The 14,639-nt window shown below is 70.7% G+C and carries 12 protein-coding genes; 7 read left to right on the top strand and 5 right to left on the bottom strand.

What is annotated here, in order from left to right; translation table 11 throughout:
• Positions 1–122: 122 nt before the first annotated feature.
• Positions 123–470, top strand: a complete 348-nt coding sequence (locus tag ACFJGV_RS09565; RefSeq protein WP_378148681.1) for an ATP-dependent DNA ligase — start codon at positions 123–125, stop codon at positions 468–470.
• Positions 443–1,369 carry a hypothetical protein gene (locus ACFJGV_RS09560; protein WP_378143665.1) on the top strand — a complete coding sequence of 309 codons (927 nt, stop codon included), beginning with the start codon at positions 443–445 and terminating at the stop codon, positions 1,367–1,369. Before ACFJGV_RS09565 ends, ACFJGV_RS09560 begins: the two co-directional genes overlap by 28 nt.
• Before the next feature lie 62 nt (positions 1,370–1,431).
• Here the strand turns inward: ACFJGV_RS09560 and ACFJGV_RS09555 are convergent, their stop codons facing one another.
• Together ACFJGV_RS09555 and ACFJGV_RS09550 are read right to left on the bottom strand one after the other, a co-directional pair.
• Positions 1,432–2,853: a DUF6421 family protein gene (locus ACFJGV_RS09555; protein ID WP_378143664.1), complete on the bottom strand. Its 1,422-nt coding sequence runs from the start codon at positions 2,851–2,853 to the stop codon at positions 1,432–1,434.
• A 169-nt stretch (positions 2,854–3,022) separates the two neighbouring features.
• Positions 3,023–3,346 carry an ArsR/SmtB family transcription factor gene (locus tag ACFJGV_RS09550; RefSeq protein ID WP_378143663.1) on the bottom strand — a complete coding sequence of 108 codons (324 nt, stop codon included), beginning with the start codon at positions 3,344–3,346 and terminating at the stop codon, positions 3,023–3,025.
• Positions 3,347–3,395: 49 nt separating this feature from the next.
• Here ACFJGV_RS09550 and ACFJGV_RS09545 point away from each other — a divergent pair, with 49 nt between their 5' ends.
• Positions 3,396–4,715 (top strand): MFS transporter, encoded by a 1,320-nt coding sequence (locus ACFJGV_RS09545; protein WP_378143662.1) that lies wholly within the window; start codon positions 3,396–3,398, stop codon positions 4,713–4,715.
• 87 nt (positions 4,716–4,802) lie between these two features.
• Here ACFJGV_RS09545 and ACFJGV_RS09540 read toward each other — a convergent pair whose 3' ends face one another.
• Entirely contained in the window at positions 4,803–5,834 is a 1,032-nt protein-coding gene (locus tag ACFJGV_RS09540) for a LacI family DNA-binding transcriptional regulator (RefSeq protein WP_378143661.1), read from the bottom strand.
• A 140-nt stretch (positions 5,835–5,974) separates the two neighbouring features.
• Here ACFJGV_RS09540 and ACFJGV_RS09535 point away from each other — a divergent pair, with 140 nt between their 5' ends.
• The 4 genes from ACFJGV_RS09535 to ACFJGV_RS09520 all read left to right on the top strand — a co-directional run bounded on the left by ACFJGV_RS09535 (position 5,975) and on the right by ACFJGV_RS09520 (position 13,688).
• Positions 5,975–11,839, top strand: a complete 5,865-nt coding sequence (locus tag ACFJGV_RS09535) for a GH92 family glycosyl hydrolase (protein WP_378143660.1) — start codon at positions 5,975–5,977, stop codon at positions 11,837–11,839.
• 198 nt (positions 11,840–12,037) lie between these two features.
• A complete protein-coding gene (locus ACFJGV_RS09530; protein WP_378143659.1) occupies positions 12,038–12,610 on the top strand; it encodes a GNAT family N-acetyltransferase in 573 nt (190 codons plus the stop codon).
• Positions 12,607–13,269 (top strand): pyridoxal 5'-phosphate synthase, encoded by a 663-nt coding sequence (locus ACFJGV_RS09525; protein ID WP_378143658.1) that lies wholly within the window; start codon positions 12,607–12,609, stop codon positions 13,267–13,269. The genes ACFJGV_RS09530 and ACFJGV_RS09525 overlap by 4 nt, the downstream gene beginning before the upstream one ends.
• A gap of 65 nt (positions 13,270–13,334) precedes the next feature.
• Positions 13,335–13,688: a hypothetical protein gene (locus ACFJGV_RS09520; RefSeq protein ID WP_378143657.1), complete on the top strand. Its 354-nt coding sequence runs from the start codon at positions 13,335–13,337 to the stop codon at positions 13,686–13,688.
• Positions 13,689–13,817: 129 nt separating this feature from the next.
• Here the strand turns inward: ACFJGV_RS09520 and ACFJGV_RS09515 are convergent, their stop codons facing one another.
• On the bottom strand, positions 13,818–14,306 hold the full coding sequence (locus tag ACFJGV_RS09515; RefSeq protein ID WP_378143656.1) for a glutathione peroxidase: 489 nt from the start codon (positions 14,304–14,306) through the stop codon (positions 13,818–13,820).
• A 9-nt stretch (positions 14,307–14,315) separates the two neighbouring features.
• Complete coding sequence (locus ACFJGV_RS09510; RefSeq protein WP_378143655.1) at positions 14,316–14,627, bottom strand: type II toxin-antitoxin system death-on-curing family toxin; 312 nt, start codon at positions 14,625–14,627, stop codon at positions 14,316–14,318.
• Positions 14,628–14,639 lie beyond the last annotated feature (12 nt).

Genomic DNA, 14,639 nt, shown 5'->3' with positions numbered 1-14,639 from the left:
GCCGGTCAGGCCGCGATTCCCATGACTAATGCGCCTCGAAGGCGATGTCAACCCCTTCGCCCGATGGATGATCTCTGCGCCCACCGTATGACAATGTCGCAGGAGGTTCTGCGGTGGGTGTGATGTTGTACGACGGAGCGACGATCGAGTTCGACGATCGGACTCTGGCCCATCTCCATGTGGTGATCATCAACCGCCTGCGCCGCTCCGAGGGCCTGTCGATGTCGTGGGTCGACTCGGTCTCCAGCGGCGGGGGCCGCAGCTCCATCTGGCTGTCGCCGCACATCCCGGTGTACTTCAAGTTCGACGGCGGCCGTGCCCCGTCGATCGACCCCGAGTGGATCGAGCTGCTCACGCGCTCCGCGGCGAGCTCGACCGGGCTCATCGTGATGGACGAGAAGAGCGTGCCGGTCCGCGGGAGCACCTACCTCCAGAACCGGGCGTGGCCGCCCGGTCACGGCACGTCGTGACGTTCTTCCGCACAGACTTCCGCGCTCTCGACGGCGAGCACGCGGAACGGTGGCTCCTCGAGACGCACGGCGACATCCGACTGGGCGGCGACGTGCGCGGCTTCGCGGAGACGATGGTCGGCGACGCGCGGTTCGCCGTCTGCACCACCTCGATGGCCGGGCACTGCGGATGCGATGCCGAGTTCGGGCAGATCCTGGTCTCGACCGCGACGGGCGGCTACCACTGGCAGGTGGGGAGGGACGCCGGCACGCTCGATGACGAGCCCGCGCTCTTCCAGCCCGGAGACCGTCTGCTCGCCGACATCGTCGACGTCGAGGCCCGATCGCTGGCACTCGACCTCGGTGCGCTGAGCGAGACGGCGGCCATGGTCTACGGCATCGAGGGCGCCCGGATCCGCTTCGACGGCCCGCGGCCCACGTCGCCCGCGGCGGCGTCGTCGTTGAGGGCCCTGCTCGACGACTCGGCGGGTCTCGGCGACGGACTCGAGTCGGAGACCCTGCGCGCTCTGGTGTACCGCGCGCTGGCCGTCTCGGTGCTGGAGGGTTTCCGCCTCCTGGGCGACGTGCCCGAGCGGCACCTCGCGGCGCGCGAGCGCTACACGGCCTACCGTCGCGCCGCGCGCTTCATCGACGACTTCGCCTCGCTCCCCATCACGGTCGCGGATGTGGCGCACGCGGTCGGTCTGCCCGTCCGTGACCTGATGGCGGTCTTCCGCGCGCACGCCCCGCGGGGCGTCACCCCTCGGGGCTACCTCCGGCTGGCACGGCTCGACGCGGCCCGCGCCGATCTCGACCGCGACCCCGAGACGAGCCGCGATCGTGTCGCGCAGCGGTGGGGCTTCTCGTCGGCGGCCATGCTCGAGCTCGAGCTGCGGAAGGATCGTCCCGACGGGGACTGACCTTCCGCAGCCCGAGCTGCGAGCGCACCCGAGCCGCGAGCGCGTTCGGGCGGACGGCGCGCTCAGGCCGCGTCGCGCCCGGTGATGCCCGATGTCGACTCGACGGTGTCGCGCATCTTCTTCTCGAGCGCCTCGTAGAACATCGAGAGCGGGAACTCGTCGTCGAGCACCGCATCGGTCAGACCCTTCGGCGGGCCGGTCACCGGCAGCGCGTCGACTCCCCGCGACCAGACGGAGGCGGGATGCGGCGTGAGCGTCGACGACACCAGCTCGTAGGCGGCCAGCCAGTGAGCGGTCTTCGGCCGGTCGATCGAGCGCCAGTACAGCTCGTCGATGGCGTCGCCCAGCGCGACGACCGCATCCGGAAGCTCGGCCCAGTCGACGGTGAGCTTCGTGTCGGTCCAGTGCAGCACGCCGCGCTGGTGCAGCCACGCGAACAGCAGCTGTCCGCCGAGGCCGTCGTAGTTGCGCACGCGCGAGCCGGTGAGGGCGAACCGGAAGATGCGGTCGAACAGCACCGCGTACTGCACGAGCTGGGCCCGGTCGGCGAGGAGCGGGTCGCTCTCCGGATCGCGGGTCAGCTCGACCGCCGAGCGGAACGCCGTGAGGTCGCAGCGCAGCTCCTCGAGCGAGTAGAGGAAGTACGGCATGCGCTGCTTGATCATGAACGGGTCGAACGGCAGGTCGCCGCGCATGTGGGTGCGGTCGTGGATGAGGTCCCACATCACGAAGGTCTCCTCCGCGAGCGACTGGTCGTCGAGCAGACGCAGGGCGTCGGCGGGGAGCTCGAGGCGCGTGATCTCGGCCGCCCTCCGCACCACCCGGCGGAAGCGCGCGGCCTCGCGGTCGGCGAAGATCGCACCCCACGTGTACGCCGGGATGCTCGACGTGGCGACCGATTCGGGGAACAGCACCGCGGAGTTCGTGTCGTATCCGGGTGTGAAATCGAGGAAGCGGATGGGCACGAACAGCGCGTTCGAGAACTCGCACGCCTCCAGCTCTCCCACGAAGTCGGGCCAGATCACCTCGACGAGCACGGCCTCGAGGTGCCGGTCGCTGCTGCCGTTCTGCGTGTACATGGGGAACACGACGAGATGGCGGACGCCGTCGCGGCGGTCGAGCTGCGGCTGGAACGCGATGAGCGACTCCAGGAAGTCGGGCACCCCGAATCCGCCCTCCGCCCAGGCGGCGAGGTCGTCGTCGAGCGCCTCGAGGTAGGCGGTGTCGTGCGGGAACGAGGGTGCGAGCGCGGCGACGCCGTCGCGGATGCGCGCGATCAGCCGCGCGGCCTCCTCGTGGTGCTCGGTCTCGGGGATCGAGCCGTCCTTCACCTGGAACGCCTGAAGCGCGGTGGCGGCGGCCTTGAGATCGAGCCAGGCCGGGTGCGTCATCAGGGCCGCGGCGTCCTCGACGACCTCGGGTTCTCCTACGATGGCGGACCCGGCGGCGGGGGCGGTGGTGATGATGCGTGCGGATGCGGACATGGTGAACCTCCAATCGTCGCTCCCGAGCCTACGGACGACTCCCCGCGCGAGTGAGCCCTTCACCGCGCATCCGTTGCGTCTGAACCGCGGATGGGCGCATGTTCGTTGCGTGGAACCCCACCAGCAGCGCTGCGTCCGGGCGCGGGCGCTACTCGACTGGAGGCGGGCGCTACGCGGCCGGAGGTGGGGAGGAGGCGAGCACGGCGTCGATCAGGCCCGGGAAGCGGGCGTCGAGCTCCGTGCGGCGCAGCTGGATGGCGTGGGTGCGCCCGCTCACGATGGTGCGCGTCAGACCGGCCTCGCGAAGGGCCTTGAAGTGGTGCGACAGCGTCGACTTCTGCACGTCGAACCCCCAGTCGTCGGCGTGCTTCGAGTGCGGCTCTCCGTCGGCGAGCACGCGCACGATCTGCAGTCGGATGGGGTCGCCCAGGGTCCGGAGCACCTCGACGAGCTCGACCTCCTCGATCGGAGGGGACGGGTACGGGTCGGGCATCGGACACCTATTGTTTGACAACCATCGAACAATGTCGTACCTTCACCGTATGACATCGATCGAACGATCGTACCGCACCTCCCTTCCCCCGCTGCTCCTCCTCGCCCTCGCGATGTTCGTCGTGGGCACCAACGCCTTCGTCATCGCCGGCCTCCTGCCCGACATCGCCGGCGACCTCGGCGTCTCCCCGACCGAGGTCAGCTACTCCATCACCAGCTATGCGATCGTGGTGGCCGTCGTCTCCCCGCTCGTCTCGATCGTGCTCGCGCGAGTGCCGCGCCCGGTGCTCATGGCCGCGGGGTTGGCCGTGTTCGCGCTCGGCACCGCGGTCGCCGCGGCCAGCGACTCCGTCGGCTGGTTCATCGCCGGCCGTACCCTCTCGGGTCTGGGTGGAGCGGCGCTCGTCCCCACGGCCACCGCCTCCGCCGCCCTGCTCGCCCGCCCCGAACGACGCGGGCAGGCACTCGCACTCGTCGGTGCGGGCTTCACGCTGGCCACCGCGGTCGGATCGCCGTTCGGCACGGCATTCGGGGGAGCGGCCGGCTGGCGGACCCCGATGTGGATCCTGGTCGGCATCGCCGCGGTGCTCATCGTCCTGATCCCGCTCGTCGTCCGAGGGGTGCCGGTGTCCGCCCCCGTCTCGTTGCGCAGGCGACTCGCCCCGCTCGCCGAGCCCCGCATCCTGGCCCTGCTGGCGACCACCTTCCTCATGATCGCCGGGTTCAACGTGGTGTACATCTTCAGCTCCGCGGTCACGGCGGAGGCGACGGGCGGCTCCGGCGCGCTGCTGGCCGTCCTGCTGCTGAGCTACGGCGCCGCGGGTGTGATCGGCAACCTGGTGGCGGGACCGGCGACCGACCGCCTCGGCAGCCGCCTCACGGCGATCGTCGCCCTGGGCGGTCAGGTCGCGGCGCTCGGGGTCCTCACGTTCGTGGAGTCGTCGTTCGTGGCCTCCATCGTGGTGTTCGCGGTGTGGGGTGTGGCCGCCTTCGCGATCGCGATCCCCGTCCAGCACCGCCTGGTGAGCGTGGACCCGGAGTCCGCCGCGCTGACCCTCGGCTGGTACTCGACCGCGATGTACGTGGGGATCGCGGTCGCCCCTCCGCTCGGCACCGCCGCGCTCTCCCTCGGCGGCCCCATCGCGCTCCCGATCGCCGGCGCGGTCGTCACCGCCCTCGCCCTCGCGTTCTTCCTCACCGCGTCCACGCGCCGCCGCCGCGCCGCCGCATCCGCGGCAGTGCCCGCGCCCGCGGCAGCGCCCGCGTCCGCGTCCGCGCCGGCGGACGTGCCCGAGCCCACCCCCGCGCCGGCGGACGTGCCCGAGCCCACCCCCGCGCCCGCGGACATCTCCGCCTGCATGCCGCGCTGACCTTAACAGTTCCGCCACACTCCTGGCGCTTCGCCACCTGCATGCGCATGGCGAAGCGCCAGGAGCGTGGCGAAACCCGGAGGCGCGCTACGGGCGGGGGCCGGGGATCTCGCCCGAGCCGCGCACGACGAGGCGCGGGCGGAGGCGCACCTGCTGGAACGCGCGGCGGTCGCCGGCGACGCGGCGGAGCAGCAGGTCGGCGGAGAGCTCGCCCATGGTGGCGGGATCCTGCGCGATGACGGTGACGCCGGGGTCGAGCACGTCGCTCAGCTCGAAGTCGTCGAAGCCCACGAACGCGTGGGTCGCGATCTCGCCGCGCGCCTTGAGATGGCGGAGCAGCCGGACGCTCCACCGGTTGTTGCCGGCGAAGATCGCGGTGGGCGGGTCGTCGAGGTCGAGGATGCGGTCGACCTGGGCCTCGAGGTCGTCTCGGGTGGGGGCGGCGAGCAGCACGAGATCGTCGTCGTAGCGGATGCCCGCATCCGTCAGCGCGAGCCGGTATCCGGAGAGGCGCTCCCCGGCGGTGAAGACCGACGCGTCGTCGCCGAAGAACGCGATGCGCCGGTGGCCGTGCGAGATCAGGTGGGCGACGCCCTCGCAGGTGCCACCGGCGTTGTCGGCGAGCACCGTGTCGGCCTCGATCCCGGGGACGGCGCGGTCGACGAAGACGATGGAGCACCCCGCGGCGATCTCGGCCTCGAGGAAGGCGGGGTCGGTGCCCTGCGCCGGCGCGAGGATGATGCCGTCGGCACCGCGCGAGCTGAACGACTCGACGATCTGGCGGGAGCGGCTCGCATCCTCGTTCGACGACGCCGAGAGCAGCAGGTAGTTGTGGGCGAGCGCGACGTCCTCGACCGCGCGGGTGAGCACGGAGTAGAACGGGTCGGCGACGTCCTCCATGATGAGGCCGATGGTCGCGGTCGTGCCCTGGCGCAGCTGGCGGGCGAACTCGTTGCGCCGGAAGCCGAGGCGCTGGATGGCCTCCTGCACGGTCGCCAGGGTCTCGGCGCTGACGTATCCGTCCCGGTTCACGACTCGCGAGACGGTCTTCAGGCTCACGCCGGCCGCCGCCGCGACGTCGCTCATCGTCGCGCGGGTCCTCGTCATCGGGCCGCTCATGGCAGAAGACTAGCGGCTCTGAGTAAGACAACGTTGACAGACAACGTTGACATACCCCTTTGGGGGTCGATACGGTGACCCAGTCGGATGCGTCTGCGTCCGCAGTCACCATTCCTCTTTCAGTGTCGAAAGGCCCCCGCATGCCGGTCGCTCCCTTCGCCCACCCGCGCTCCTCGCGAAGGCGCTCCACACGATCCGGGCGGCTCGCCGCACCGATCGTGGTGGCCGCCGTCGTCGCCGCCATGATCCCGCTGGCCTCGGTGGCCCCGGCTCAGGCCGCGAGCCAGACCGAGTTCTTCAACTCGTTCGAGACCGATCAGGCGGCTCCGTTCGCCGATCGTGTCGAGCTCGCCGCCGACGGCACGCCGCTCCAGCAGAACGTCGAGGGCCCCGGCGGCGGCAGCCTGCTCGGCAGCGTCAAGACCGTGACGGCGAGCGGCGAGAACGCCCCCAACGAGGCGGCCATCTGGGCGGCCGACGGGAACCCCGGCACCAAGTGGCTGGTCTTCCAGCCGCAGGGCTGGCTGCAGTACCAGCTGCAGAACGTCGCCACCGCCGTGACATACACGCTCACCTCCGGCAACGACGCTCCCGAGCGCGACCCCAAGCAGTGGGTGCTGAAGGGCTCGACCGACGGCAGCACGTGGGTCGACCTCGACACGCAGACCAACCAGACGTGGGCGGATGCGGACCGCGGCGTCAAGAAGAGCTACACCATCCAGACCCCGGGCGCGTACTCGTACTACAAGCTCGACGGTATCGTGAACCACTCCGGCGGCCTCATCCAGCTCGCCGACTGGGACCTCGTCGCCGAGGTCGACCCGAGCGCCCCTGCCGCGCCGGTGACCACCGGCGTCGCCACCGGCCCGAGCTCCGGCTACAACATGAAGGCGCGCGTCGGTTGGACCGGCACGCACTCGCTTCGCTACGCGGGCGAGCACAGCGCCGCCGGTGAGGCGTCGTTCACGAACCGCCTCTTCGACGTCGACGTCGCCGTGGGTGCGACCAGCCGTCTGAGCTACATGATCTTCCCCGAGCTCACCGCCAACGACCTGCAGTACCCGTCGACCTACTCGGCCGTCGACCTGCGGTTCAGCGACGGCAGCGAGCTCTCCGACCTCAAGCCCGTCGACATCTACGGCATCGACGCCACCGCCGAGGGTCAGGGTGCCGGCAAGGTGCTCTACCCGAACCAGTGGAACCAGGTCGAGATCGACCTCGGCACCATCGCCGCGGGCAAGACCGTGACCGCGGTGCAGTTCCACTACGACAACCCCGGCGGCACCGCCGACACCGCGTTCGGCGGCTACCTCGACGACATCCGCATCGAGTCCGCCCCGGCGACCATCGACGGATCGAGCCTGACGAACTACGTCGACACCCGCCGTGGCACCAACTCCTCGAGCGCGTTCTCGCGCGGCTCGAACGAGGCCATCACCGCGATGCCCAACGGGTTCAACTTCCTCGTCCCGCTCACCAACGCCGGCGCCAACTCCCGCGAGTACTCCTGGCAGCAGGACAACGACGACAGCAACCGCACCCGGTTCGAGGGCCTCGGCTTCTCGCACGAGCCGAGCCCCTGGATGGGCGACCGAAACCAGTTCTCGGTGATGCCCGTGTCGGGATCCGGCACCCCCGCCGGTGACTGGCACGCGCGCGCCGACCGCTTCGGTCACGACAACGAGACTGCGCAGCCCGACTACTACGGCGTGACGCTCGACAGCGGCGTCAAGGCCGAGGTCACTCCGACCGACCACGCGGCCGTGATGCGCTTCACGTTCCCCGGCGACTCGGGCAGCATCGTCCTCGACGCCCCGAACGGCTCGACGAACGAGGGCAGCCTGAACATCGCCGCCGACGGCACCGTCACGGGATGGGTCGAGAACGGCGCCGCGGGCGACACCGGCCGCACGCGCATGTTCATCTACGGCGTGCTCGACCAGGCGCCCACCAGCACCGGTACCGCCCAGGGCGGCCGCCAGCTGACCAAGTTCGCGAAGTTCAGCTTCGGCGCGGGCGACGACCACCAGGTCCTGCTCCGCGTGGCGACCAGCTATCTGAGCCTCGACCAGGCGCAGCAGAACCTCGCCATGGAGGTCGGCGGCCAGGGCTTCGACCAGGTCCGCGACACCGCGAGGTCGGCGTGGAACGACCGCCTCGGCGTGCTCGAGGTCGAGGGCGCCACCGAGACCGAGCTGCGCACCACGTACAGCAACCTCTACCGCCTGAACCTCTACCCGAACTCGCAGTTCGAGAACACCGGCACGGTCGACGCGCCCGTGTACCAGTACGCGAGCCCGGTGACGAAGGGCGGCGCGAGCACCGCCGAGACGACCGGCGCGGTCGTCAAGGACGGCAAGATGTACGTCAACAACGGCTTCTGGGACACCTACCGGACCGTCTGGCCGATGTACTCGATCCTGTATCCGGATCTCGCCGCCGAGCTGGTGGACGGCTTCACGCAGCAGTACCGCGACGGCGGCTGGATCGCCCGCTGGTCCTCGCCCGGGTACGCCAACATCATGACGGGCACGTCCTCCGACGTCGCGTTCGCCGACGCCTACGTGCGCTCGGTGCCGCTGCCGGATGCGCTGGCCACCTACGACGCCGCCATCAAGAACGCGTCGGTGCCGTCGTCGAACGACAGCGTGGGCCGCAAGAGCCTGAACTCGTCGATCTTCCTCGGCTACACGCCGGCGACCCAGGGCGAGAGCGTCTCGTGGGCCGCGGAGGGCTACATCAACGACTTCGGCATCGGCAACATGGCCGCCGCCCTCGCGAACGACCCGCGCACGCCGGCCGACCGCGTCGAGCAGCTGAAGGAGGAGAGCGCCTACTACCTGGAGCGCGCTCGCGGCTACGTGAACCTGTTCGACCCGTCCATCGGGTTCTTCCAGGCCCGCAACGCCGACGGCACCTTCCAGACCCCGGCGGACGAGTACGACCCGAAGACCTGGTGGGGCCCCTACACGGAGACCAACGGCTGGAACTTCGCGTTCCACGCTCCGCAGGACCCGAACGGTCTGGCCAACCTCTACGGCGGCAAGCAGGGCCTCGAGGACAAGCTCGACGCCTTCTTCTCCACCCCGGAGACGACCACCGGCTCGATCCACGAGATGGTGGAGGCCCGCGACGGCCGCTACGGCCAGTGGGGCGTCAGCAACCAGGTCAGCCACCACATCCCCTTCATGTACAACGAGGCGGGAGCGCCCTGGAAGGCGCAGTCGATCGTGCGTGAGGCGCTCCAGCGCTCCTACGCCGGTGGCGCCATCGGCCAGGGCTACGCCGGTGACGAGGACAACGGCGAGATGAGCGCCTGGTACCTCTTCAACGCGCTCGGCTTCTACCCGCTCCAGGTCGGATCCGACCAGGTCGTGCTCGGGTCGCCGCTGTTCACGAAGGCGACCGTGCACCTCGCGGGCGGCAAGGACCTGGTGGTCAACGCGCCGAACAACTCCACCGCCAACAAGTACGTGCAGTCGCTGCGCGTGAACGGCGCGGAGTACACCAGCACGACGCTCGACTCGCACGTCCTCACCGACGGCGGCACGCTCGACTTCACGATGGGCTCCGAGCCCAGCGCGTGGGGCACGGGCGAGGGTGACGACCTCCCGTCGCTCACCGAGGGCTCCGACATCGCCACCCCGCTGAAGGACACCACCGAGCCCACGCTCGCCTCGGTGTCGAGCGCGGGCGGCGAGAACGTGGCCGCGCTGACGGACGACTCGTCGCGGACGCAGGTCACCTTCGCCGGGGCCACCCCGTCGGTCACCGTCACCTACAAGGGCGCCAGCCAGGCGCCGAGCTTCTACACGCTCACCTCGGGAGCGGCGAAGGCCGACCCGTCGGCGTGGAAGCTCGAGGGCAGCGACGACGGCGTGACCTGGTCGACCCTGGACGAGCGGAGCGGACGCACGTTCGCGCAGCGCAACCAGACGGTCCCGTTCCAGATCGAGCGCCCGGCTCCCTACCAGCAGTACCGCCTCACCGTCACGGCGGGCGACCCGACCATCGCGCTGAGCGAGATCGAGCTGCTCACCGACGGCACCGGCGCCCAGGCCGCCGACCTGCGCTTCAGCGCAGCCGACGGGCTCGCCGCCTCCTCGGGCGTCGAGAAGGAGTTCGCGCTCGGCATCGCCTCGGGCGGTGTCGCCGAGGGCTACTCGGCCACGGTCGACTGGGGCGACGGATCGGCGCCTGTCCCGGCGAAGCTCGGTGCGGCAGACCTCGGCAACACCCCCGTGTCGGCCGGCCACGAGTACGCGCTTCCCGGCGTGTACCAGGCCCGGGTCACCCTCACCGACGGAGTCACCACCACGATCGGCCTCGTGTCGATCACCGTGGCCTACGTCGAGGAGGGCAGCCTCCTCGCCGCGTACGACAACGTCTGCATCGGCGACGACGGCATCGGCGGCGCGAACTGCGACGCCAAGGGCATCTCGTACTCGCGTCAGGCGCTCATCGCGGCCGGCGTGACGTTCGGCAAGCCCATGCAGGTGCCCGGCACCGACCTGAGGTTCACCATCCCGGCGCTGCCGGTGGGTGCGCCCGACAACGCGACCGGAGACGGGCAGACCATCGCGGTCGACCTCGGCGCCGGCGCGACGCAGCTCTCGTTCATCGGAGCCGCGACCGAGAAGAACCAGGACACGACGGCGACGGTGACCTTCACCGACGACACGACGGCGTCGATCCCGCTGCAGTTCTCCGACTGGACGAAGGGCGGCAACCAGTCCGCCACCGCGCCCTACGGGAACATCGAGGTCGTGAAGTCGGCGTACCGCCTGGTCGGCGGCAGCCAGAACGGTGCCGCTCCGTACTTCTTCTCGACGGTGCCCTACACCGTCCCCGACGGGAAGACCGTGGCGAGCATCACGATGCCCGACCAGCCCGGTGAGCCGAGCGTGGAAGGACGCGTACACGTGTTCGCCATCGCCTCGGACGGCGAGCTGCCGGTCGACACCTCCTTCACCGCTACGGCGGGGGCGGATGTGACGGGCACCGCGGGCGAGTCGCTCACGGCCGCTCTCGCCACCGTCGTGCCGACCGACCCGAAGGCCGAGGCGCCGCTGGCCCGCGTCCAGTGGGGCGACGGCACGGTGACCGAGGATGCGACGATCACGACGGGCGCCGACGGCTCGATGGCGCTCAGTGGGACGCACACCTACGCGGCGGCCGGGACGTACACGGTCTCCGTCACGGTGGCGACCACGGCGGCGACCTCGCAGCTCACGCTGAAGGCGACCATCGCGGCCGCTCCGGTCTACACGACGGCGATCACCGCCGACCCGGCCGACAAGGTGCTCGCGGGCACCTCGGTGGCGGTCAGCGGCACCGGCTTCAAGGCCGGCGAGAGCGTCGACGTGGTGCTGCAGACCTCGCCCGAGGTCCGGCAGACGGTGACCGCCGGCTCCGACGGGGCGATCTCCGCCTCGCTCACGGTGCCGTCGGACGCGCAGCCCGCGATCTACGCGATCGTCGCGACCGGCGCCGAGTCGGCCATGCCGGCGACCGCCACCATCCAGGTGGTACCGCCGACCGTCGATCCGGTCTACAACCCGCAGATCCACCTCGACTCCGACTCGGCTCGCCCCGGCGAGCTGGTCACGGTGATCGGAGAGGGCTTCGCGCCCGGCGAGACCGCGCACGTGGTCTTCCACTCCGACCCTGTGGAGGTGGGCACGGCGGTCGCCAGCGACAAGGGCGCCATCGCCCTCACGTTCGCGGTGCCGGCCGACGCCGAGATCGGCGACCACACGGTCACCGTGACCGGCGAGGTGTCGAACATCCCCGTGTCGCTTCCGTTCCAGGTGCTGCCCCCGCGCACGCCCGGTGACGGCAGCACCGGGGTGACCGGACCGGCGAGCGGCTCGGCCGCGTCGCACCTGAGCAACACGGGTGCCGACACGCTGGGCGCAGGCCTCGCCGGGGGCCTCGCGCTCCTGGTGATCCTCGCCGGGGGTGCGCTGCTCCTGATGCGCCGCCTCCGCCGGAGCCGCGCCTAGCGGTCGGCGTGGCCCGCGGTAGTCTCCCCACCCGCCGCGGGCCACGTCGAACGGCGAGAAGACGCCCCTCTCACTCTCCCAGAGGGGCGTCTTCTCGCGTCTCGACGGTACGCGTCGCACGCGGCGCAGCGCGGCGCAGTGCGGCGCGGGGGCGGCGTGCGGAGGGGCGGGGTCGGGGGTGCGCGGTAGCGTGGCGGCATGGCGATCGAGGTGCGGCCGGCGACGGTGTTCGCCGACGTCGCGACCATGGTGGGGCCGAAGAACCCCGACTCGAACGTGTGCTGGTGCCTCAGCTACCGCCTCCGCTCGAAGGAGAACCTGTCGCTCGCGCGGCGGGAGCGCGGTGAGCGCGTGAAGCAGCTGGTGCGCGAGACCCCGGCGCCCGGGGTGCTCGCCTACGAGGGCGACGAGGTCGTGGGGTGGGCGGCCGTGCATCCCCGGGCCGACACGTCGTTCGCCACGAACCGCAGGATCCCGCACGTCGACGACCTCGACGTCTGGTCGTTGTGGTGCATCCGGGTGCGGCCGGGCCACCGTGGTCAGGGTGTCTCACACTCGCTCGTCGCCGGCGCGGTCGACTTCGCCCGGTCGTCCGGGGCGCCCGCGATCGAGGCGTACCCCGTCGACAACGGCGGCGAGCGGGTCGACCTCACGATGGCGTACGTGGGCACCCGGGCCCTGTTCGAACGGGCGGGCTTCACGAAGGCCGCCGACACCACGTCGGTGATCAACGGATTCCCGCGCGTGATCATGCGATTGGAGCTGACATGACGGATGCGCCGAGCACCGGCACCCCGCTCTCCGGTGCCGAGACACCCGACCTGCCGGAGTTCACCGAGCCGCCCGCCGAGCCCCTCGCGTTGGCGCGGGAGTGGCTCGCCGCCGCCCGCGAGATCGGCGTCGCCGAGCCGCTGTCGATGACGCTCGCGACCGCCGCGCAAAGCGGATCCGTGAGCGCCCGATCCGTCGACGTGAAGCGGATCGACGACACCGGACTCGTCTTCGGCACCTCGCTCGACAGCCGCAAGGGCGGCGTCCTGCTCGAGAACCCGCACGCCGCCCTGCAGGCGTACTGGCGCGAGACCATGCAGCAGCTGCGATTCGAGGGGCGCGTCGAGATCCTCGACGACGCCGAGTCGGATGCGCTCTTCGCCGACCGGTCACCCCGCTCCCGAGCCGCGACCGCCGTCGCGCGCCAGTCGACGCCGTACGAGGGCGGACCTGCGGAGGGCCGAGCGGCGCTGGCTGCCGCGGCCGCCCGCCTGCTCGACGACAGCGGCGACGATGTGCCCCGCCCGGTGGCGTGGCGGGCGATCCGCCTCGTGCCCGACGAGGTCGAGTTCTGGCTCGGGCGCCGCGATCGCCTGCACCGGCGGCTGCGATACACCCGCTCGGGCGGGGGATGGATCGCGGACCACCTGCAGCCCTGAGCCGGTCGTCTCAGGCCTCGATCTCACCCCTGGTCAGCGCACGGGTCGGACGCTAGGGTCGCTGCATGACGACAACGGGGGACGGGGCGGCTCTCGCCCGAGTGAAGGCGCATCCGGTGGCCAGGGGTCTGGGCATCGCCGGGATCGTGATCGGACTGATCGCGGTGGTGATGCCGCTCGCGATCGTGATCTGGGCTCTGCTGCCCGGCCAGATGAACGCGGCCTGGTACCTGCTGGCCGTCATCCCGCTGTCCATCCTGATCGCCGCGCTGGGCTTCGTGCTGTCGCTCGTGGGCCTCATCGTCGGCTTCGCCTCGAAGCTCGGGACCCCCGTCGCCGCGATCGTGGGCGCGGTGCTCAACGTCCTCGTCCTCGCGCTGGCACTGTTCGCCACGACGGGCGGCTTCTCCTCCTTCTGATCCTTCTGAGCGCTTGCGCGCTACGCGTCTGCCGGGGCGTCCTCGATGAGGTGGAGCTGCGTGCCGTCCGGGAGAGGTCGCGTGAGGGCAGGTCGGGGATCGCCCTGTCGACCATCGGGCTCGAGCGACCTAGGCCGGGAGCCAGCCCTCGATCGTCTGCACGATCTCGGGGTCGTCGGGCTTCGTGCGCGGGCTGAAGCGGCGCACCTCACCCGTGGGGCTCACGACGAACTTCTCGAAGTTCCAGGTGATCCGGCCCGACTTGCCCTCCGCATCCGGCACACCCGTGAGCTCCTTGTAGAGCGGATGCGCATTGCGTCCGTTCACCTTCACCCGCTCCGACATCGGGAAGGTCACACCCCAGGTCGCGGAGCAGTACTCCTCGATCTTCTCCTCGCTGCCGAGCTCCTGCAGGAACTGGTTGCTGGGGAAGCCGATGACGGTGAAGCCGCGCTCGCCGTACGTCCGCTGCAGCTCCTCGAGCTGCTCGTACTGAGGGGCCAGGCCGCAGCGGGAGGCCACGTTCACCACGAGCGTCACACGCCCGTCGGCCAGCTTCCCGAAGGTGGTCTGCTCACCCTTGATGGTGGTCACCGCGATGTCGTCGAGTTCGCTCACGCCGCCACACTACGCCTCTCGACTGCGCCAGAGCCCAGCCAATCTCCCCGCGATCTCCGGCAGCTCCAGCCGGTGTTCCGCGAGCTCGACGAAGAGGTCGTCGTCACGGTCACCACCGACGTATCTGTACCCGTTGGCCAGGAGGATCATGTCGGCCGTCAGCACAGCTAGCCTCTCGTTGCCGTCGAGCAGGGGATGGCTCCGACTGATGGAGTCGATGACCGCTGCGACCTTCACCAGCGGATCCCGATAGACCTCGTTGCCGTAGATCGTCAGGTTCGCTCGCTGAAGGGCAGATTCGAGGAGCCCGATGTCGCGCACCTGTGGAGTCGG

The sequence above is a fragment of the Cnuibacter sp. UC19_7 genome, from assembly GCF_042699995.1.
GTDB lineage: Bacteria > Actinomycetota > Actinomycetes > Actinomycetales > Microbacteriaceae > Cnuibacter.
Note: the sequence above shows the minus strand (reverse complement) of the source record. Positions and strands in the feature narration are given on the sequence as shown.